The organism is Alloyangia pacifica, from assembly GCF_020524285.1.
GTDB classification, from domain to species: Bacteria; Pseudomonadota; Alphaproteobacteria; order Rhodobacterales; family Rhodobacteraceae; genus Salipiger; species Salipiger pacificus_B.
On the sequence record NZ_JAIVKX010000008.1, the window covers coordinates 33,368 to 52,983 of the forward strand.

The following is a 19,616-nucleotide window of genomic DNA, read 5'->3' on the forward strand; positions in this document are numbered from 1 at the left end:
CCGATGCCGAAGGGAGCCGCCATGACCGAGATGCCGAAAGCGCCCGATCCCGAAGAGCCCGTTGCCGACCTCGAGCCCGACCCCGGGGCGCCGCCGCTGCCGGAGACGGCCCCGACCGCGACCGCCGCGCTCGAAGCGCCGGTGCATGTGGCGCGCCGGCGCGGGCCGACGCCGGACGAGATCCGCCGCGCCTTCGAGACCGGCGAATATCCCTATACCAAGAAGATGGCGCGGCGCAGCTACGAGCTGCAGAAGGCCCGGTTGCAGGCCGAGCTGCTGAAGGTCCAGCTCTGGGCGCAGCAGACCGGGCAGAAGTTCGTGCTGCTCTTCGAAGGGCGCGACGCCGCCGGCAAGGGCGGCACGATCAAGCGCTTCACCGAGCATCTCAACCCGCGGCACGCCCGCGTCGTGGCGCTCAACAAGCCCAGCGTCGAGGAGCGCGGGCAATGGTATTTCCAGCGCTACATCGAGCACCTGCCCACCGCCGGCGAGATCGTGCTCTACGATCGCTCGTGGTACAACCGCGCCGGGGTCGAGCGCGTGATGAGCTTCTGCGAGCCGAATGAATATCTCGAGTTCATGCGCCAGACACCGGAGCTGGAGCGGATGTTCGTGCGCTCGGGCATCCAGCTCTACAAGTACTGGTTCTCGGTCACGCGCGACGAGCAGAAGGCGCGCTTCAAGAGCCGCGAGACCGACCCGCTGAAGCAGTGGAAGCTCTCGCCCATCGACAAGGCCAGCCTCGGCAAGTGGGACGAGTACACCGAGGCCAAGGAGGCGATGTTCTTCTACACCGACACCGCCGACGCGCCCTGGACCGTGGTGAAATCCGACGACAAGAAGCGGGCCCGCATCAACTGCATGCGGCATTTCCTGTCGACCCTGGACTACCCCGGAAAGGACCGGCACATCGCCACGCCGCCCGATCCGCTGATCGTCGGCGGCGCGGCGCATGTGATCCATCGCTCGGAGCATATCCTCGGCGCGACGCCCGGGCCGAACGGCAGCGCCTGAGCGCAGCGCTCAGAGCCGCCGGCCGAGCCAGTCCTGCAAAGGCTGCAGCCGGGTGTAGCATTGCAGCAGGGTCGTCACCGGATCGGGTGTCAGATCGTCGTAGAGATCGTCGATCCACAGCACGCAGCCCGGGCGGCGCATCAGTTCGGCGCGCGGCCCGGGCGGCACCTCGACGGCGGGATCGGGGGCCGGATCGAGGCGGGCCCCGGTACGCGCGATGATGCCTTCGAGTTCGTCCCCCTCGCGTCCCATCAGCGCCGCCTGCCAGGCCAGCATCTGGCGCGCGTCGAAGCGCAGGATGCCCGCGCCCGCGGTGGCGTAGTCCTTCGACAGGGCGAAGTACCATGCCCGCCCGTCCGGCAGCGACCAGAGCGCATGCAGATGCGTGTGGAACGGTTGCTTGTCGTCGCTGTAGCGGACGTCGCGGTGCGGGCGGAACAGCTTCGGTCTCGGCTGATCTCCGCTCAGCACCTCGAGCTCGGGGGTCAGCTGGGCCATGATCATCTCGACCGGGCGCTTGACCTCGCTGTCGTAGCGCTGCTTGTTGGCGTGAAACCAAGCGCGGTCGTTGTTTGCCTCGAGTTCGGTCAGAAAACACCGGGCCTGAGGCGCGAACGCCGTCAGATCAATCAAACTAGCCATCAAAAAACTTCCCAGGGGAATCATGTCTCAAATAAGGCCACTCTAACATGATCGCGCGGAATGGCATGCCCCAAGGTCAATTGCACAATAATCTCTCGCCCGCGCCGCTTTGGCGCCTGCGTCTCGGCGCCGCGCTCGCGGCGCTGATGAGCGCCTCCGCCGCACTGGCGCATCCACATGTCTTTGCCGACGTCGGGCTGGCGCTTGCCCTGGATGCGGACCGGCAGGTGACCTCGGTCGAGGTGACCTGGCGCTACGACGATTTCTTCTCGCTGCTTATCCTCGAGGACATGGGGCTCGACCCCGACGGCGACGGCCTGCTCACCCCGGACGAGCTGACGGCGCTCGAGCGCTTCGACCTCGACAACTGGTACGAGGGTTTCGAAGGCGATCTCTACATGTACTCCGGCGGCGCGAAGCTGGCGCTCGGCGCGCCCGAGTTCGTCTCCGTCTCGATCGACGCGGGGCGCATCACCTCGGTGCACCGGCGCAGCGTGCAGCCCGCCCCCGCCGACGGGCTGGTGATCGAACCCTACGATCCGACCTATTACATCGCCTTCGAGGCGAGCCTGCCGATCACCCTGCCCGCCCCTTGCCGCGCCACGGTGCATGCGCCCGATCTCGACGCGGCGGCGCAGAAGATGCAGGCCGAGCTGGCGCAGATTCCCGAGGACCAGTTCCTCGAGATCGAGCCGGGCCGGGACTTCGCCGACCGCATCGAGGTGACATGCGCCGGATCCTGACCGTGGCGGCGCTCGGGGTGCTGGGGCTGGCGATCTGGCTCTGGGGCTTCGGCGGAGCCGACCGGATCGCGCTCATCGCGATGGAAGGCCAGCGCGAGGCGCAAAACGCCATGGCCCGGGGCCTGCGGGCGCTGCGCGCCGGCGAGCCGGGCGCCCTCGCGGCCCTGATGGCGGTCTGCTTCGGCTACGGCTTTTTCCATGCGGCGGGGCCGGGCCACGGCAAGCTGCTGATCGGCGGCTACGGGCTGGGGCGGCGCGTCGCGCTCTGGCGGCTCTCGGCGCTGGCGGTGGCCTCGAGCCTCGCGCAGGCGGCAGCCGCGGTGCTGCTGGTCTACGCCGGGGTCTGGCTGCTCGGCTGGGGCCGCGAACAGATGACCGCGGCGGCCGAGGACTGGTTCGCCCCGGCAAGCTACGCGGCGATCGGCGCGATCGGCCTCTGGCTGCTGCTGCGCGGCGGGCGCAGGCTGTGGCCCGCGCGCAAGGCGCCGCATGCCCTGCCACACGACCACGACCACGACCACGACCACGACCACGACCACGACCACGACCACGACCACGAGGGCATCTGCCAACGCTGCGGCCATGCCCATGGCCCGAGCCTCGAGCAGGCGCAGAAGGTGCACTCGCTGCGCGACGCGCTGCTGCTGGTCGGGGCCATCGCCCTGCGCCCCTGCACCGGCGCGCTCTTCCTGCTGATCCTGACCTGGCGCATGGGCATCGGCGGTGCCGGCATCCTCGGCGCCTTCGCCATGGGGCTCGGCACGGCGAGCGTGACACTGGTGGTCGCCCTCGCCTCGGTCACGCTGCGCGAAGGCGCGCTGACACGGCTCGCCACCGGCCCCGGCACACTCCGGGCGCTGGCGTTGCTCGAAGCCGCGGCGGGCGCTTTGGTCACAGTCATGGCGGTGCAGCTTCTGCTCCGTTCACTCTGAGGTTGCGCGAAGCCCCGCCGCCTCCTAAAGCCCATTTATGTCGCACGAGCTCCCATATTCCGCCCACATCCGCGCCGTTCTGGTGATGGGCCTGCCGCTGATCGGCGGGCACCTGGCGCAGCTGACCATCGGGCTCACCGACACGGTGATGATGGGCCGCTACGGGGTGCCGGAGCTTGCCGCGCTCAGCCTGTCGATGACGGTCTTCTCGGTGCTCTTCCTCTTCGGCTCGGGCTTTGCCTTCGCGGTCATGCCGATGGTCGCGCAATACGCCGCGCGCGGCGACGAGCCGAACGTGCGCCGCGCCACCCGCATGGCGCTCTGGCTGTCGATCGGCTTCTTCCTGCTGGCGTTGCCGCTGTTCTGGTTCTCCAGGCCGCTGCTGCTGCTGCTCGGCCAGACCGAGCTCGTCGCCGGCAACGCCCAGACCTATCTGCGCATCGCCGGCGTCGGGCTGCTGCCGGCGCTCGGCGTGATGGTGTTCAAGAGCTACCTCGCGGCGCTCGAGCACACCCGCGCGGTGCTCTGGATCACCGTCGCGGCGGCGGTGGTCAACGGGCTGGCCAATTACGCGCTGATCTTCGGCAACTGGGGTGCGCCCGAACTGGGCATCACCGGCGCCGCGGTCGCCTCGCTCTGCGCCCATGGCGCCGCCTTTGCCGGGGTGATCCTCTATGCCCGGCTGCGCCTCCCGGAGCACCAGATCTGGTACCACTTCTGGCGCCCCGACATGGAGATGCTGCGCGAGGTCTTCGCGCTCGGCTGGCCGATCGGGCTGACCACGCTGGCCGAGGTCGGGCTGTTTGCCGCCACCGCGGTCATGGTCGGCTGGCTCGGCACGGTGCCGCTGGCGGCGCATGGCATCGCCATGCAGCTTTCGGGCGCGATCTTCATGATCCACCTCGGCCTGTCGAACGTCGCCACGGTGCGCGCCGGGCAGGCGATGGGGCGCAGCGACCTGTCCTACCTGACCCGGGGCACCATGGCGGCCCAGATCCTGTCGCTGGGGATCGTGGTGATCACCGTGCTGCTGTTCCTCGGCATCCCCGAGACGCTCATCGGCCTGTTCCTCTCGCCGGACGATCCCGACCGGGCACAGATCCTGCGTGTCGGCACGCTGCTGCTGGCGATGGCGGCGGTGTTCCAGCTGGTGGATTCGATCCAGGTGATCGTGCTCGGCGTGCTGCGCGGAATGAAGGACACAAAGGTGCCGATGCTGATCGCCGCGGTGTCCTACTGGCTGATCGGCATGCCGGTGGCCTACGTGCTGGGCTTTCCGCTCGGCTATGGCGCGGGCGGCGTCTGGATGGGGCTGAGCCTCGGCCTCGGGCTGGCCTCGGGGCTGCTCTACTGGCGCTTCTGGCACCGGCAGGTGCCGCATCTGTCGGGGCTCACGCTTGCAAGGGGCGCGGACGGCGACTAGAAGCGGCGCGATCATACGCCAAGCCCGAGCCAAGGAGCACGACATGGGATTTCGCATGGGGATCGTGGGTCTGCCCAACGTGGGCAAATCGACCCTGTTCAACGCCCTGACCAAGACCGCCGCCGCACAGGCGGCCAACTTCCCCTTCTGCACGATCGAGCCCAACGTCGGCGACGTGGCGGTGCCCGATCCGCGGCTCGACACGCTGGCCGAGATTGCCGGCTCGAAGCAGATCATCCCCACCCGGATGACCTTCGTCGACATCGCCGGCCTGGTGAAGGGCGCGTCGAAGGGCGAGGGCCTCGGCAACCAGTTCCTCGCCAACATCCGCGAGACCGACGCCATCGCCCACGTGCTGCGCTGCTTCGAGGATGACGACGTCACCCACGTCGACGGTCGCGTCGATCCGGTGGCCGATGCCGAGACCATCGAGACCGAGCTGATCATCGCCGACATGGAGAGCCTGGAAAAGCGCCTGCAGAACATCGTGCGCAAGGTGCGCGGCGGCGACAAGGAGGCGGTCCAGCAGGAGCGCCTGATGAAGGACGCCATGGCGATGCTCGAGCAGGGCAAGCCGGCGCGTCTGGTCGAGGTCGATGCCGAGGATACCAAGCAGTGGCGCATGCTGCAGCTGCTGACCTCCAAGCCCGTGCTCTACGTCTGCAACGTCGACGAGTCCGAGGCCGCCACCGGCAATGCGCTGTCGCAGAAGGTCGCCGAGATGGCCGCCACGCAGGGCAACAGCCACGTGGTGATCTCCGCCAAGATCGAGGAAGAGATCAGCCAGCTCGACGCCGAGGAAGCCGAGATGTTCCTGTCGGAACTGGGCCTCGAAGAAGCCGGTCTCGACCGGCTGATCCGCGCCGGCTACGAGCTGCTGCACCTCGAGACCTATTTCACCGTCGGCCTCAAGGAGGCCCGCGCCTGGACCATCAAGCACGGCACCATGGCGCCGCAAGCGGCAGGCGTGATCCACGGCGACTTCGAGCGCGGCTTCATCCGCGCCGAGACCATCGCCTATGACGACTACGTCGCCGCCAAGGGCGAACAGGGCGCCAAGGAAGCCGGCAAGATGCGCGCCGAGGGCAAGAGCTACGTGGTCAAGGACGGCGACGTGCTGCACTTCCTGTTCAACACCTGAGCCAGACCTCCGGTTCTGAACCCATCTCGCGCGGCGCTCCCCACGGAGCGCCGCGTTTTTCGTGGCCTGGCCCGGTGCGCCCGGATCACAAAGTCTTCCAGGACATCGGAGCGCGCGCCTGTGGCATGGCATCGGCTGGCATGGCATCGGTTTAGGGCATCAAATTGGATGATCCCCAGATATCCCGAAATTTGGTTTATGATTTATTAATATCCGTGAGCGGCCTCACCAATATACCGCGCCACCTCAATGCCGACCTATATTCCGAAAAATTCTAACTAAATTCTAGAATAGATTCCGCGGAAACTCGGAAAGCATATTTGACTCCAATTATCGAAAACCCAAAAATAAAACCACTCACTTTTCCATTAACAATTACCTTCAGGGAACCTCACCATGAAGACATGTATCATTGCGGCGGCCGCCGCAGGCATCGCCTGCGCAGGCCCCGCGACAGCCTTGACCGTCACGTCCACATGGGATGCCATGGACCTGGCGAATACCCTTTTCCTGAACTCCCCGGGAACGCTGATCCAAGACGCCGAGATCTGGCAAAGCGGCCCGCAGGCGGGAGTCTTCGGCAACGGCAGCGGCACTTACGGGCTGCCTCAGAGCGGCATTGTCCTCAGCAGCGGCAGCGTCGATGCCTATGGCGACGGGCCGAACAGCGGCCCGAGCATGAGCTATAGCTTCGAAACGCCCGCCACCGACGAGCAGCATGAGCTTCTGGCGCCGATCACCGGGCAGGACAGCCATTTCGACGTCGTGCAGCTGACCATCGACTTCATCCCCAGCGTGTCGTCGATGACCTTCTTCTCCACCTTCGGCTCAGAGGAGTGGCCTGAATACGCCGGCTCCAGCTTCACCGATGGCTTCGGGCTCTACGTCAACGGCGTCAATGTCGCCGGCGCCGTCCCCACCGGGGGTGACACACCGCTGGCGATCAATATCAACCATCCCGATATGACCGCGTTTACCGGCACCGAGCTCGACGGCGTGCTGGCCCCGGAAGGGAACCCGGTCCTGCAATTCGACGTGCCGGTGGTCGCTGGCCAGCTCAATACCTTCGACATCATTCTGGCAGACGCCGGGGATGATGGCTACGATACCACCGCCTATATCTCGAGCTTCGTGCCGAGCCCCGGCGGCGGCGGCACGGTGAACGACGGCAGCAGCGAATTCGCCGCGCTGCTGCCCGACAATCCACCGGACCCGGAGACCGGCGCCTTCGTCATCACCCTGCCGGAGCCCCCGGTCGAGGACGTGGTGGTCTGGATCGACCCCCCGGTCGCCGTGGGCTACACCTATTCGGTCACCGACGCCTATTTCGACACGATCACCGCGCCCTCCCTGGCCGCGGTGCCGGATCTGGATGGCTACATGATCAGCGTCGGCGGCTTTGACTTTGCCCTCGCCGCGGCCCAAACGCTGGACCTCTCCGCCCTCGGCCTGAGCAATGTCAGCGAGTTCGTGCTCTCCGGCATCGACCCGTCGCTGATGCTGGATCCCGGCGACACGCTGGCCTTCCCGCTTGGGGCGAGCTTCACGGGCATTGGCGACAACGTCGCGGTGACGATGATGCCGACGGTGATTGACTACGAGCCCGACATCTCGCCGGTGCCGCTGCCCGGTGGCACGCCGCTGCTTCTGACCGGCATGTTTGGCCTTGGCCTGCTGCGCCGACGCAACCGCGGCTGACCCCACGACCCGCGCGGGGCGCAGCACAGGCGCCCCGCCCCACCGCTACCGCTTCGCTTCAGGAGATCCTGCATGCCCCCCATCCCCCCTGGCCCGCGCCGGTACCGCGCGCGCCTGGCCGCCGGCCTGCTGGCCGCGACCGTTCTCTCCAGCCCGGCCGCGGCCGCCGACAGCGACGGAAACTTCGCCTACAAGGGCGCCGGCGGCCAGACCTGCGGCGTGTTCCGCGCCAGTTGGCAAGACGGCTCGCGCGACCTGTCGCTCTACGGCGGCTGGATCGACGGCTACCTCACCGCCTACAACCAGTCGCAGCCGGAAACCTTCGACATCGCGCCCTGGCAGACCACCCAGACCCTGCTCGGGCTGGCGCGGTCGGTCTGCGCACAGCTGCCCGAAGACACGGCCTTTACGCAGGCCGTCTGGCAGCTGGTGCAGGCCCTGCAGCCGATGCGCCTCGACCGCCTGTCCAAGGCCGTGGTGCTGACCGACGGAGAAAGCCAGACCGCGATCTATACAGCGCTGCTGCCACGCGTCCTCGCGCGGCTCTCCGCCGAGGGGCTCAGCCCGGGCGAGCCACAGGACACGGAATTCCCCGACCGGCTCGCAGCATCCCTGACCAGCTATCAGGAACGGCACGGGCTGGATCCGAGCGGGCGTCTCGACCAGCGCACGCTGTTCACCCTGCTGGCCACGTCAAGCTGACTCAGGCAAAGGGCGCGGCCCCGACCGGACCGCGCCCTGCGTGTCATTCCAAATACGCCGAGTTCCAGACGCACTGCGGGGAATGGACCACGGGGCCGCCAAGATGCGCCCAAGCGCCGAAGGCGCCGAGGGGCCGCGCCCCTCCCCTGCCCGGTTCAGGCCGCCGCGGCCTGCCCCGCCTCGAGCCCGGCGGCCTCGTCGCAGCCGAGCATGATGTTGAGGTTCTGCACGGCGGCGCCCGAGGCGCCCTTGCCGAGGTTGTCGAGCACCGCCACCAGGGTCACCGCCCCGGTCGCCGGGTTGCCATGCACCGAAAGCTCCAGCGCGTTGGTGCCGTTCAGCCGCTGCGGCATGACGCGGGGCTCGTGCACCAACGCATCGACCACCGACACGAAGCGCTCGCCGGCATAGGCCGCCTTCAGCGCCGCCTCCGCCGCGGCCATGCCATCGCTGCCCATGGCGGGCAGCTGCACCGCCACAGCCATACCCTGCGCATAAGCGCCCACCGACGGCACGAAGACCGGCACCGCGCTCAGCAGCCCGTGCTTGACGATCTCCGGCAGGTGCTTGTGGCCCTGCCCGGCGGCATAGAGGAACGAGCCCGAGGTCTCGCCGCTCTCGTACTCGGCGATCATACCCTTGCCGCCACCGGTATAGCCCGACACGCCCGAGATCGCCGGGCCGGAGGCCGGGTCGATCAGCCCCGCGCCGACAAGCGGGCGGATCAGCGCGATGGCGCAGGTCGACCAGCAGCCGGGGTTCGACACGTATTGCGCCCCGGCGATCGCGGCGCGCTGGCCCTCGGCCATCTCGGCGAAGCCGAAGACCCAGCCCTCGGCGACACGGTGCGCGGTCGAGGCGTCGATGATCTTGGTGCCATGCGGCTCGGCCAGCGTGACGGTCTCGCGCGCGGCATCGTCGGGCAGGCAGAGAATGGCCACATCGGCCTCGGCCAGCGCTTCGGAGCGCGCCCCGGCGTCCTTGCGTCGGGCCGGGTCCACCTGAACGAGCGTGATGTCCGCGCGCTGCTCCAGCCGCTCGCGGATCTGCAGACCGGTCGTGCCGGCCTCGCCGTCGATGAACACCTTGTGGGCCATGGCCTCTCTCCTTGGGTAAACGTGGCGCCGCCATAGCACGGGCGGCGCTGCAGATAAACTATCCTGCCCGCGCGCCGGATCAAAAGCCTTCGAAGGCTTTTGCAAGTTTCTTCGACGAAACCTGCCTCAGCCCTTCTCGTGGAAGAAATCGTAGATGCGCTCGGCCAGCGCCTCGCTGACACCCTCCACCGCCTTGAGATCCGCCAGGTTGGCCCGCGCCACCGCTTTGGCCGAGCCGAAGTGCTGCAGCAGCGCGCGCTTGCGCGTCGCGCCCACGCCGGGAACCTCGTCGAGCGGGTTGGCCATCTGCGCCTTGGCGCGCTTGGCCCGGTGGGTGCCGATCGCCCAGCGGTGCGCCTCGTCGCGCAGGCGCTGGATGAAGTAGAGCACCGGGTCGTTGCGCTGCAGCGCGAAGGGCCGCGTGCCGATGCGGTGGAACTCTTCCTTGCCGTGGTCGCGGTCGACGCCCTTGGCGACACCGACCATGGGAATGTCCTCGACGCCGTATTCCTGCATGATCTCCCAGACCGCCGAGACCTGCCCGGCGCCGCCGTCGATCAGCAGCAGGTCGGGCCAGAGCCCCTTGTCGCGCTCCGGGTCGTCCTTCAGCAGCCGGGTGAAGCGGCGCGTGAGCACCTCCTTCATCATGCCGAAGTCGTCGCCCGGCACCAGGTCTTCGCCGCGGATGTTGTACTTGCGGTACTGGTTCTTCAGGAAGCCTTCCGGCCCGGCGACGATCATCCCGCCGACGGCATTGGTGCCCATGATGTGCGAGTTGTCATAAACCTCGATGCGCTGCGGCGGTCCGTCGAGGCCAAAGGCCTCGCCCACCCCGCGCAGCAGCTTGGCCTGTGTCGCGGTCTCGGCCATGCGCCGGGCAAGGCTTTCGCGGGCATTGCGCGCCGCGCCCTCGACCAGCTCGGCCTTCTCGCCGCGCTTCGGCACGGCGATCTCGACCTTGCGCCCGAGCTTGCCCGAGAGCGCCTCGGCCATCAGGTCGGCATTCTCGATCTCGTGGGAGAGCAGCAGCAGCCGCGGCGGCTCCTTGCTGTCGTAGAACTGGCCGAGGAAGGCTTCGAGCACCTCGGCCTCCTCCACGTCCTCGCCAACGCGCGGGTAGAAGTCGCGATTGCCCCAGTTCTGGCCAGAGCGAATGAAGAAGACCTGCACGCAGGCCTGCCCGTGCTCCATGTGCAGGGCCACGATGTCGGCCTCCTCCACGCCCTGCGGGTTGATGCCCTGCACCGACTGCACCTGCGTCAGGGCCCGAATCCGGTCGCGCAGCGCCGCCGCGCGCTCGAATTCCATGGCCTCCGAGGCCGCCATCATCTGATCGGCGAGCCGCGCCTGCATCTCGGTGGACTTGCCCGTCAGGAAGCGCTGCGCATCCGCGACGGATTCCGCGTAGTCCTCGCGGCTGATCTCGCCGGTGCAGGGCCCCGAGCAGCGCCGGATCTGGAACAGCAGGCAGGGCCGCGAGCGACTGTCGAACATCGAGTCGCTGCAGTTGCGCAGCAGGAACACCCGCTGCAACTGCGTGAGCGTGCGGTTCACCGCCCCGGCGCTGGCGAAGGGACCGTAATAGGCGCCCTTCTCGGTCTTCGCGCCGCGGTGCTTCTTGATCTGCGGGAAGTCGTGCCCGGTGGTGACGAGGATGTTCGGGAAGCTCTTGTCGTCGCGCAGGAGCACGTTGAACTTCGGCTTGAGCTGCTTGATCAGGTTCTGTTCGAGCAGCAGCGCCTCGGTCTCGGTGCGCGTGGTGAGGAACATCATCGAGGCGGTGTCCGAGATCATCCGCGTGATCCGCCGCGAGTGCTGCGCCGAGGGCCGCGAGTAGCTCGACACCCGGGCCTTCAGGTTGCGCGCCTTGCCGACGTAGAGAACCCGGCTCTGGTCGTCGAGCATGCGATAGACCCCGGGGCTCGAATCCAGCGTCCGCAGGTAGCCCTGGATGACCTTGTAGCCGCGCTTCGGCGCCGTCTTGGGGATGTCTGCTTCGTCGTCCATCACGTCGTTTCCGGTCTGTTCACCGCTTGCCTTGATTCTGCATCTCGCTGCAATGCCGCCCACCCGAGATCAAGGGAGAATGCATCCACCGTTCCTGTGGATAAACCTGCGGGTGAATTCCCGGCTTTCCCGATTTTCCCTTGAATTCGGGCGGTTTCGTCGATTTGCACAAAATATAATCGAAACTATAACGCTTTGATTTCGCGTGAAAGATTTCGAAAACTCGCCTCAAACCCTTGAAAGCTTGACGCTTTCCCCACGTTTCCGTGAAGCAACTGTGACACGTGTACAACTTGCCGCGGGGACTCTTTCGTGGGGTGCTGCAGGGACTCCCCAGAACGGACAAACTGAGTCCTTATTCGCGGTCGCAGGTGTCCGGCGTTTCCCAAGCCAAGTGCTGCCCGCCGTCGGTGCAGAGGAACTGCCCCGTCACCCCCGGCGCGTCGAGGAAGTATCCCAGAGCGCCGCAGATGTCCTCGGGGTTGGAGCCGCGCTGCAGGACGGTCGCCGCGCGCTGCTTGGCGAAGCCCTCGGCGCTCTGATCCGCCCCCTGCAGCGTCGGCCCCGGCCCGATCGCATTGATCCGCACCTTCGGCGCCAGCGCCCGCGCACCGGTCTGCGTGAGCGTCCAGAGCGCCGACTTGGCCAGCGTGTAGCTGACGAACTCCGGGGTCAGCTTGCGCAGCCGCTGGTCGAGCATATTGACGCAGAGCGCCCGCGCCCGGGGTTCGCCGCGATCATCGGTCTCGGCTTCGGGGGCCTGCGCGGCGAAGCGCTGCAGCAGCACGAAGGGCGCGCGCAGGTTCGATTCCATCGCCCGGTCCCAGCTTGCCCGGGTCGCGGTGTCCATGTCGTCGTGCTCGAAGATCGAGGCGTTGTTGATCAGCACGCCCAACGGCCCGCCAAGCGCCTCGGCCGCGCGCGCCACCAGCGCCTCACTCTGCGCCTCCTGCAGCAGGTCGGCCTGCAGGGTGACCGCGCTGCGGCCCATGGCGCGGAGCGCCTGCGCCACCTCTTCTGCCGCCTCGGCGGAGCCGCCGTAGTGTACCGCCACGTCGAAGCCACGCTCGCCGAGATAGAGCGCCATCGCCCGCCCCAGCCGCTTGCCCGCGCCGGTGACCAGCGCGCGTTTCTCGAGTCCCATGCGTTTCTCCCCCGAAACCTTTTAAACCAGAACCGACGCCACGTAGCCGACGTAGAGCGCCGAGAGGATCACCCCCCAGACCCGGCCGATGTCACGGCCGAGGAAGACGAAGGGCACAAGGATCAGCGAGGCCGCCAGCATCACCCAGAGGTCGAAGCTCAGGAACTGCGGGTCCACCGGCATCGGCTTGATCAGCGCGGCCACGCCGATGATTGCCAGAAGGTTGAAGACGTTGGAGCCGATCACGTTGCCGAGCGCCACGTCGGCCTGCTTGCGGATCGCCGCCATGACGGTCGTCGCCAGCTCCGGCAGCGAGGTGCCGAGCGCCACCAGCGTCAGGCCGATCACTGTGTCGGGCACGCCGAACATCGCGGCGATCTCGGTGGCGCTGTCGATCAGCAGGTTCGCCCCGACCGGCAGGCCGATGAGGCCCAGCACGAGATAGAAGGCAATCTTCCAACCCGCCATGTCCGGGTCGGCGCCCTCGGGCTCTTCCAGCTCCGCCAGCTCGGGGTCGGCCTTGCCGTTCTTGCGGTGGCTCAGCGCGTCGCGCACCGAATCCCAGAGGATCAGCGCCATGACCGCCAGCATCACGAGGCCCGCGATCCAGTCGAAGACACCGCGGAAGGCCAGCGCGATGAACAGCAGCGTCGCGCCGAGCATTATGACATAGCTCTTGCGGGTGTCATGGGTCGAGGTGTGCAGCACGGTGATCAGCGCCGGGATGCCCAGCACCAGAAGCACGTTGGCGGTGTTCGAACCCACCACGTTGCCCAGCGCGATCCCCGGCACGCCGTCGAGCGCCGCCTGGATCGAGATCAGCAGCTCCGGCGCCGAAGTGCCGAAGGCGACGATGGTCAGGCTGACGATCAGCGCCGGGATCCCCATGCGCAAAGACAGGTTCACCGCCCCCTTGACCAGCGCATCCCCCGCCAGAAGCAGGATCACAAGGCCCAGGGCCGCGTAGAGGAATACCATTTCAGACCTTTCGTTCGTCGCAGGGGCACGGGCCCTTGCCGATCTTGTACCGACCGCAGCGCGGACACTTCTTTCCCGCCTCGCGGCGGCTCAGCCGCCCGATCCCAGGCATGCGCAGCTTGCCAAAGATTCCCAGCACCGCGATGACCACAAGGAAGAGGGCGACGATCTTTGCCAGCATGTCAGAGCCCGAAGCGCGCGTAGCCCGCGCGCTCCTCGATCAGCCCCAGCGTCTCCTCGGCGAGGCTCAGCCCGAGCCGCGGGATCAGCCGCTTCTTCATGCCGTAGCGGCGGAATTTCACCTTGTCGCCGTAGCGCGCCTTCATGCCGGGCACCAGATGCGCGACGCCGTCGGCCAGCCCCACCTCGACCGCCGAGCGGCCGATCCAGATCTCGCCGGTAAACAGGTCCGGATCGTTCTTCAGCTTGCCGCCGCGCCGCGCCTTGACCTGCGCGATGAAGGTCTCGTGCAACTGGCCGAGAATGCGGTTGAGCCGCGCCACGTCTTCCTCGGTCTCGGGACGGAAGGGGTCGAGCATGCTCTTGGATTTTCCGGCGGTGTGCACCCGCCGTTCGATCCCCTGCCGATTGAGGAAGACCTGAGCGCCGAAGCCCGCCGAGATCACCCCGATCGAACCGAGGATCGAGCTGTCGTCGGCGAAGATCTCATCCGCCGCCGAGGCGATCCAGTACCCCCCCGAGGCCGCCACGTCCTCGACGAAGGCGAAGACCGGCACCTTGGTCTCTTCCGACAGGCGGCGGATCCGCGCGCCGATCAGCGAGCTTTGCACCGGCGAGCCGCCGGGCGAATTGATCTCAAGCGCCACCGCCTTCGGCTTGCCGCGGCGAAAGGCGCGCTCGAGCACCGGCGCCAGCGCCGCGTCGTTCAGCGACCCGCGCCCCTGCAGGCCGATGGCACCCTGAAGGCGCACGACGGAGACGAGGGGTTTGGATTTCAGGAAGGGGATCCGGATTTGCATGCGGGTGATGTAGACACCCCCTGCTGCGACGACAAGACGGGGGCAAAAAGAACTCTCCCGTGATGCACCCGCTCCGCGCAATGGGCCGCATCTTGCCGTTCCTGCCGCGTTTTCAAGGGGTCGTCCCGGCACCGGCACGGCGCGGCACGCGCGTTCATGGGCGCCCCTCTGCCAGCGCGGGCCCTTTGCCGCGGCGGCACTCTCGGCAGTGGGCAAGGCCCCCTGAAATGCAAGAGGGCGGAAGCAACGCTCCCGCCCTCTTGCCTTGCCGTTGTTCCGCCGGTCAGCCCGCCGCGCGCGCCGACGGCTTGAAGCTGATCCGGTCCGACACGGTGAACCGCCCGCCGCCGGTCTTCTCGATCTTGCCGTCGCGCAGAAGCTGGCCGAAGCTGCGCAGCCGATCCTCGCGGCTGGTGTCCTGGCCCTCGACCTGGCGCACCTTGGTCATCAGCTGCGGGCGCGAGAACTGCTCGCGACCCTCGACGTAGGACAGGTAGGCCGCGGCCGCTTCGAGCAGCTCGGGCAGGTCGTGGGCGCCGACGCTGTCCGCGTAATCGGCGAAATCGCCCTGCGCCTCGCCCTCCGCCACGTCGATATCGGCAAGGGTCACGCGACGCGGGCGCAGCGGTGCCGCGGGCGCCTCGGCGGTTTCATGCACCCGCTGCTCGGCGACCAGCTTGAGCGGCGCCGGGCGCGGATCGGCGCTGCGCTCGACAGCATCGGCCTCGGGGCGCTCCGCCGGCTGATCGCCGCGCACCGGCGCGGCGGGACGGCGCGGGCGCACCACGTCGGCCAGGTCTTCGCGGTAGGGCTGAGCCTGCGCCTCGGCGTCCTTCTTGCGGCCCAGCAGGCGGTCGGCGCGGGTCGCAGCCACGGCGGCGCGCAGATGCGCGATGGCGCTGCGGCGGCGGTTGCCCTCGGGCTCCTCGAGCTGGGTGTTGGTCTCGTCGAGGATGCGCGAGGTGTCATTGTCCTCGACGCTCTGCTCGGTGAGCATGACCCGCGCCGGGCTCGACAGTTTCACCGCCTTGCGGACTTCCTCATGCGCCATGCGCGAGAGGGATTCCTCGAGCTCGTCATCCTGCTCCTCGGGCGTCTCGTCGAAGGCGGCGGCAAAGTCCGAGGCCTCCTCGTCGTCGAAGTCTTCGTCGTCGAGGTCGGCCTCGGCGGCGGCCAGCTCCGGCAGTTCCTCGTCTTCTTCCGCGGTCCAGGCGCTTTCGTCCCAGTCCTCGTCATCCCAGTCTTCGTCATCCCAATCCGCGTCGCCCCAGGCGTTGGCGGCCGGCGCGTCCTCTGCGGTTTCGGCCTCGAGGTCCGCAAGCACGTCTTCGGCTTCCAGAGGGGCACCGGACGCGGGTGCGGCGTCCAGCGCGTCGAGATCGGCCACTTCCTCCCATTCGTCCTCGATACCGGAGGCCAGCTCGGCCTTGACCGCCTCGAGTTCGCGGGCCAGCTCGGCCTCGTCCTCGGCGCTGAGGCTGCTCGAGGGCTTGGGCTCTTCCATCTGCTCCAGCTGACCGGAGGTCACGGCGGCATCAAAGGCCGCGCGGGTCACCTTGACCACCCGCACGCGGCGCGGCGCGGGGCGGGGCTTGTCCGCCTCTGCCTTCGCCTCGGCGACTTCTTCCTGAGCGACATCCTGTTGTGCGGCGTCCTGCTCTGCGACCGGCGCCTCGGGCGCCACCGAAAGGTCCGGCGTCAGCGTCAGCGGCTCGGCAGCCGGTGCTGGCTCCGCAGCCATCTCTTCGTCGTCCATGATCTCGTCGATCAGCCCGGCGACGAGGCTGTCTTCGTCGTCCTGCGCCTCGATCGTCAGCGGCGCATCCTCTTCGGAAGACAACGTGCCGAGCATTGCGGAAACAGCGGCCACGGTGTCCGTGCCGCCCTGCGCTGCGTTGTCCTGGTCGGCATCCTCCTGGGCCGACACGGCCGGAGCCGCGGCGCCGCCGGAGACCACCGCCCGGATGCGGCGGAGCTTGGCGGCGACACTGTCCGCAGCCTCGTCCTGCGACTCGGCAGCCGTGGCAGCCGCGGGGGTGGCCGCCGGGGCGGACATCTCGACTTCCGTGTCATCGTAGTCGTAATCATCGGCGCCCGCCTGCCCCGCTTCCGACGCGAAGAAGGCGGCTTCGGCCGCGAGGCTGTCCTCGCCCGGCAGATTGCGCTCTTCCGCAACTTCGGCGATCGGAGGCTGAGGCGCTGTTGTTGCGGCCGCCTCAATCGCCGCAGTCTCGGCTTCGGCAGCCCGGGCCTCTGCCGCAGCGGCCTGCTCGGCGGCTTCCTCGGCCGCATCGGCAGCGGCGCGGGCAGCGGTTTCGGCGAGGGCGGTTTCCATGCCGCGATCGGCATCGGGGCCAACCACATCGGCGGTTGCCCCGGCAGCGGGAGCGGCGCTCACCGGCTGCGACGGCGCGCCCGCGACGTCGGCGAGCGGCCCGCGCAGCACCAGGCGTCCGCCCTGTGCCTCCGCGTCCAGCTGCGCCTGCAGGAGTTGCGCGGCGAGCTCGGGATCGAACTGCGGCGGCTCGGCTCCGAAGAAGCGGTCCTCGCGCACCACCCCCCGGAAGAATTGCGTCGTGTCCTTGACCACGCCAAGGGGATCCTCGAAGCCTTCCGCCGTGCAGGAGAATGTGCCGTAGGACACCGTCAGGATCTTGCTCGAACTCACCATGTTCCGCTCACTTTTCACTCGATCTGCAACAGTTTGTTTACCACCCACTAGGAGACCAAAGCTGACCGAATCTGAGGTTTTCACAGTATCATTTCATGACCAGATTGTGGTCGTTTTCCAGGAAAGCCACTAAAAAGCCATGAACTCCGGACTGATCCGATCACAATCTCCTGTCCTGCTGGTCGGCGGCGGCGACTGCCCGCCCGATTTGCTCGCCCCACTGCTCGCCCGGACGCGCACCCGCGTGGCGGCGGATGGCGGTGCCGCGGCGCTGCTTTCGGCAGGGGTTATGCCGGACGCGGTGATCGGCGATCTCGACTCCCTGAGCCAGGCACACCGCGCTCAGATTCCCGCGGAGCGCATCCACCACATCACCGAGCAGGACAGCACGGATTTCGACAAGTGCCTGCGCAATATCGACGCCCCGCTGGTCTACGCCGCGGGGTTCCTCGGGGCGCGGCTCGATCACCAGCTGGCGGCGATGACGGTGCTGACCCGGCGCCCCGACCGCCCCTGCCTGCTGGTCGGGCGCGAGGACGTGGTGGCGCTCTGCCCGCCCACGCTGACGCTCGAGCTGCCGGTCGGCAGCCGCTTCTCGCTCTACCCGATGGCCGAGGTCGGCGGCAGCAGCCGAGGCTTGCGCTGGCCGATCGACGGGCTGCGCTTCACGCCCGACCATGTCACCGGCACCTCGAACGAGACCGATGCGCCGTGGGTCGAGCTGCGCCTCGACGCGCCGAGGATGCTGGTCATTCTGCCGCTTCAGGCGCTGCCCGCGCTGGAACGGGCGCTTCTCGAAGCGCCCGCGCGATGGCCCGCTCGCGCATGAGGATGTAGAGGCCGGAGGCGACGGTGATGCAGATGCCCACCGTCGCCAGCCCGTTCGGCAGGTCGCCGAAGATCACGAAGCCAATGATCGTGGCAAAGGGGATCTCGAGATATTGCATCGGCGCCAGCGTCGCGCCCGGCGCGAAGCGCAGCGACCAGGTCATCAGCAGGTGTGCCAGCGTGCCCAGCAGGCCGATCGCCAGGATCAGCCCCCAGACCGGCGCGCCCGGCAGGCTCAGCTCGAGCGCCGGGACCAGCCCGCCCGGCACCAGCAGCAGCACCGGCGCCATGATCCCCACCGCGATCACCCCCGAGATCGCCTGTAGCGAGATCGCGTCGACCTCGCGCGCGATCTGCCGGGTGACCAGCATGAAGAGCGAGAAGTTCAGCGCCACGCCCAGCGGCAGCAGCGCCGGCCAGCCGACCTCGGCAAAGGCGGGCTGCACGACCAGCAACGTGCCGATGAAACCTACGCCGCAGGCGGCCATGCGGCGCCAGCCGACCTCTTCGCCCAGCACATAGTGCCCGAGCAGCAGCATGAAGAAGGGCATGACGAAGGCGATGGCCACCGCATCCGCCAGCGGCAGGTAGCGCAGCGCCGCGAACATCATGCCGATGCCCAGCATGTGCATCAGCGTGCGCAGCACCGTCAGCCCCAGCAGCCGGCCGCGCATCCGCCAGACGCCGCGCGTCGCGATCACCAGGGGAATCAGCACCAGCGCCTGAATGGCGAAGCGCAGCATCAGAAGCTGGCCGATGGAGACCTTGCCCCCGAGCAGCTTGGCGGTCGCGTCGCCCATCGGTGCGAGGATGCAGAATCCCAGCATGAGCAGCACACCTAGAAGGGGACGATCTCCAGCCATGCGGCCGAGGTTAGCCGCGCCCCATCACCGCGACAAGACATTCCCATCCAGGCATGCAAGGCTCTGCACAAGCCCGCCCCGCCGCCTGGCCGGGGCTCGGAACCCGGTGACCTGCCAGAGTATTCCCGGCCGCAGAGGGCGCTAGCGGCACGCGTCGGCGCGGCCCCGGCGCACCAGCACCGCCGCCGCAGCCCATTGTGGCCAAGAGCCGGGTTGCGTGTGCATCCACCATGGCCTACATAGCGCCCGTTCAACACAGCCGGAATGCCTGAGACGCCCCATGGAAAACGTGATCCTTATCGTGCACCTCCTCCTCGCGCTCGCGCTGATCGGCGTCGTGCTGCTCCAGCGCTCCGAAGGCGGCGGTCTCGGCATGGGCGGCGGCGGCGGTGCCATGAGCCAGCGCGCGGCTGCCACCGCGCTCGGCAAGATCACCTGGGGCCTGGCCATCGCCTTCATCATCACCTCGATCACCCTGACGGTGCTCGCGGCGAGCGATGCCAGCGGCGTTTCGGTCATGGACCGTCTCTCCGGCTCCGCTCCGGCAACTGAAACCGACGGCTCGGCACCGGCTCCGCTGGACACCGACGGGCTCCTGCCCCCGCCGTCGGGCGGAAATGACGCAGGCGCGGATGCGCCGATGGTTCCGAGCGCCGACTAAGAACTGCTCGACTAACAACAGCTTGAGGGCCGCCTGTCAGCCGCAACAGCATCTTGCGGTTGGCTAGACAGTGCGGCCCGAATCCTTTATAC

Annotated in this window: 18 protein-coding genes; 9 read left to right on the forward strand and 9 right to left on the reverse strand. The window is 68.0% G+C overall.

Features of this window, described 5'->3' with window-relative positions:
- The first annotated feature begins 3 nt into the window (after positions 1 to 3).
- Positions 4 to 1,014: a polyphosphate kinase 2 gene (gene ppk2 / locus LC039_RS11815; RefSeq protein WP_413463835.1), complete on the forward strand. Its 1,011-nt coding sequence runs from the start codon at positions 4 to 6 to the stop codon at positions 1,012 to 1,014.
- A gap of 9 nt (positions 1,015 to 1,023) precedes the next feature.
- On the opposite strand, the gene LC039_RS11820 is transcribed toward ppk2, so the two are convergent.
- Positions 1,024 to 1,656 (reverse strand): DUF2461 family protein, encoded by a 633-nt coding sequence (locus LC039_RS11820; protein WP_226624407.1) that lies wholly within the window; start codon positions 1,654 to 1,656, stop codon positions 1,024 to 1,026.
- A gap of 80 nt (positions 1,657 to 1,736) precedes the next feature.
- On the opposite strand from LC039_RS11820, the gene LC039_RS11825 reads away from it, so the two are divergent.
- The 6 genes from LC039_RS11825 (at position 1,737) to LC039_RS11850 (ending at position 8,295) form a co-directional block, all read left to right on the forward strand.
- Positions 1,737 to 2,399, forward strand: coding sequence for a DUF1007 family protein (locus LC039_RS11825; RefSeq protein WP_226624409.1), 663 nt, complete (start codon positions 1,737 to 1,739; stop codon positions 2,397 to 2,399).
- The gene (locus LC039_RS11830) at positions 2,384 to 3,331 is read left to right on the forward strand and encodes a nickel/cobalt transporter (RefSeq protein ID WP_226624411.1); all 948 of its coding nucleotides are present in this window, start codon (positions 2,384 to 2,386) and stop codon (positions 3,329 to 3,331) included. The genes LC039_RS11825 and LC039_RS11830 overlap by 16 nt, the downstream gene beginning before the upstream one ends.
- A 37-nt stretch (positions 3,332 to 3,368) precedes the next feature.
- Positions 3,369 to 4,754 (forward strand): MATE family efflux transporter, encoded by a 1,386-nt coding sequence (locus LC039_RS11835; protein ID WP_226624413.1) that lies wholly within the window; start codon positions 3,369 to 3,371, stop codon positions 4,752 to 4,754.
- Between the two features lie 43 nt (positions 4,755 to 4,797).
- A complete protein-coding gene (ychF, locus tag LC039_RS11840; RefSeq protein ID WP_226624415.1) occupies positions 4,798 to 5,895 on the forward strand; it encodes a redox-regulated ATPase YchF in 1,098 nt (365 codons plus the stop codon).
- 459 nt (positions 5,896 to 6,354) lie between these two features.
- The gene (locus LC039_RS11845; RefSeq protein ID WP_226624416.1) at positions 6,355 to 7,593 is read left to right on the forward strand and encodes a choice-of-anchor L domain-containing protein; all 1,239 of its coding nucleotides are present in this window, start codon (positions 6,355 to 6,357) and stop codon (positions 7,591 to 7,593) included.
- Between the two features lie 72 nt (positions 7,594 to 7,665).
- Positions 7,666 to 8,295 carry a peptidoglycan-binding domain-containing protein gene (locus tag LC039_RS11850; protein WP_226624418.1) on the forward strand — a complete coding sequence of 210 codons (630 nt, stop codon included), beginning with the start codon at positions 7,666 to 7,668 and terminating at the stop codon, positions 8,293 to 8,295.
- Positions 8,296 to 8,450: 155 nt separating this feature from the next.
- Here LC039_RS11850 and argC read toward each other — a convergent pair whose 3' ends face one another.
- From argC to LC039_RS11885, 7 genes are all read right to left on the reverse strand, one after another.
- The gene (gene argC / locus LC039_RS11855) at positions 8,451 to 9,392 is read right to left on the reverse strand and encodes an N-acetyl-gamma-glutamyl-phosphate reductase (RefSeq protein WP_226624421.1); all 942 of its coding nucleotides are present in this window, start codon (positions 9,390 to 9,392) and stop codon (positions 8,451 to 8,453) included.
- A gap of 126 nt (positions 9,393 to 9,518) precedes the next feature.
- Positions 9,519 to 11,399, reverse strand: a complete 1,881-nt coding sequence (gene uvrC, locus LC039_RS11860) for an excinuclease ABC subunit UvrC (RefSeq protein WP_226624423.1) — start codon at positions 11,397 to 11,399, stop codon at positions 9,519 to 9,521.
- A 355-nt stretch (positions 11,400 to 11,754) separates the two neighbouring features.
- Positions 11,755 to 12,543, reverse strand: coding sequence for an SDR family oxidoreductase (locus LC039_RS11865; protein ID WP_226624425.1), 789 nt, complete (start codon positions 12,541 to 12,543; stop codon positions 11,755 to 11,757).
- A 21-nt stretch (positions 12,544 to 12,564) separates the two neighbouring features.
- Positions 12,565 to 13,521: a calcium/sodium antiporter gene (locus LC039_RS11870; protein ID WP_226624427.1), complete on the reverse strand. Its 957-nt coding sequence runs from the start codon at positions 13,519 to 13,521 to the stop codon at positions 12,565 to 12,567.
- A gap of 1 nt (position 13,522) precedes the next feature.
- Positions 13,523 to 13,702, reverse strand: coding sequence for a hypothetical protein (locus LC039_RS11875; protein ID WP_226624429.1), 180 nt, complete (start codon positions 13,700 to 13,702; stop codon positions 13,523 to 13,525).
- A 1-nt stretch (position 13,703) separates the two neighbouring features.
- Positions 13,704 to 14,501: a S49 family peptidase gene (locus tag LC039_RS11880; RefSeq protein WP_226624431.1), complete on the reverse strand. Its 798-nt coding sequence runs from the start codon at positions 14,499 to 14,501 to the stop codon at positions 13,704 to 13,706.
- Positions 14,502 to 14,784: 283 nt separating this feature from the next.
- On the reverse strand, positions 14,785 to 17,172 hold the full coding sequence (locus LC039_RS11885) for a hypothetical protein (protein ID WP_226624433.1): 2,388 nt from the start codon (positions 17,170 to 17,172) through the stop codon (positions 14,785 to 14,787).
- A 139-nt stretch (positions 17,173 to 17,311) separates the two neighbouring features.
- On the opposite strand from LC039_RS11885, the gene LC039_RS11890 reads away from it, so the two are divergent.
- Positions 17,312 to 18,001, forward strand: coding sequence for a thiamine diphosphokinase (locus tag LC039_RS11890; protein ID WP_226624435.1), 690 nt, complete (start codon positions 17,312 to 17,314; stop codon positions 17,999 to 18,001).
- Here LC039_RS11890 and LC039_RS11895 read toward each other — a convergent pair.
- Positions 17,922 to 18,863 carry a DMT family transporter gene (locus tag LC039_RS11895; RefSeq protein ID WP_226624444.1) on the reverse strand — a complete coding sequence of 314 codons (942 nt, stop codon included), beginning with the start codon at positions 18,861 to 18,863 and terminating at the stop codon, positions 17,922 to 17,924. The genes LC039_RS11890 and LC039_RS11895 overlap by 80 nt on opposite strands.
- A 280-nt stretch (positions 18,864 to 19,143) precedes the next feature.
- On the opposite strand from LC039_RS11895, the gene secG reads away from it, so the two are divergent.
- Positions 19,144 to 19,524 carry a preprotein translocase subunit SecG gene (gene secG, locus LC039_RS11900; RefSeq protein WP_226624446.1) on the forward strand — a complete coding sequence of 127 codons (381 nt, stop codon included), beginning with the start codon at positions 19,144 to 19,146 and terminating at the stop codon, positions 19,522 to 19,524.
- Positions 19,525 to 19,616: the final 92 nt, after the last annotated feature.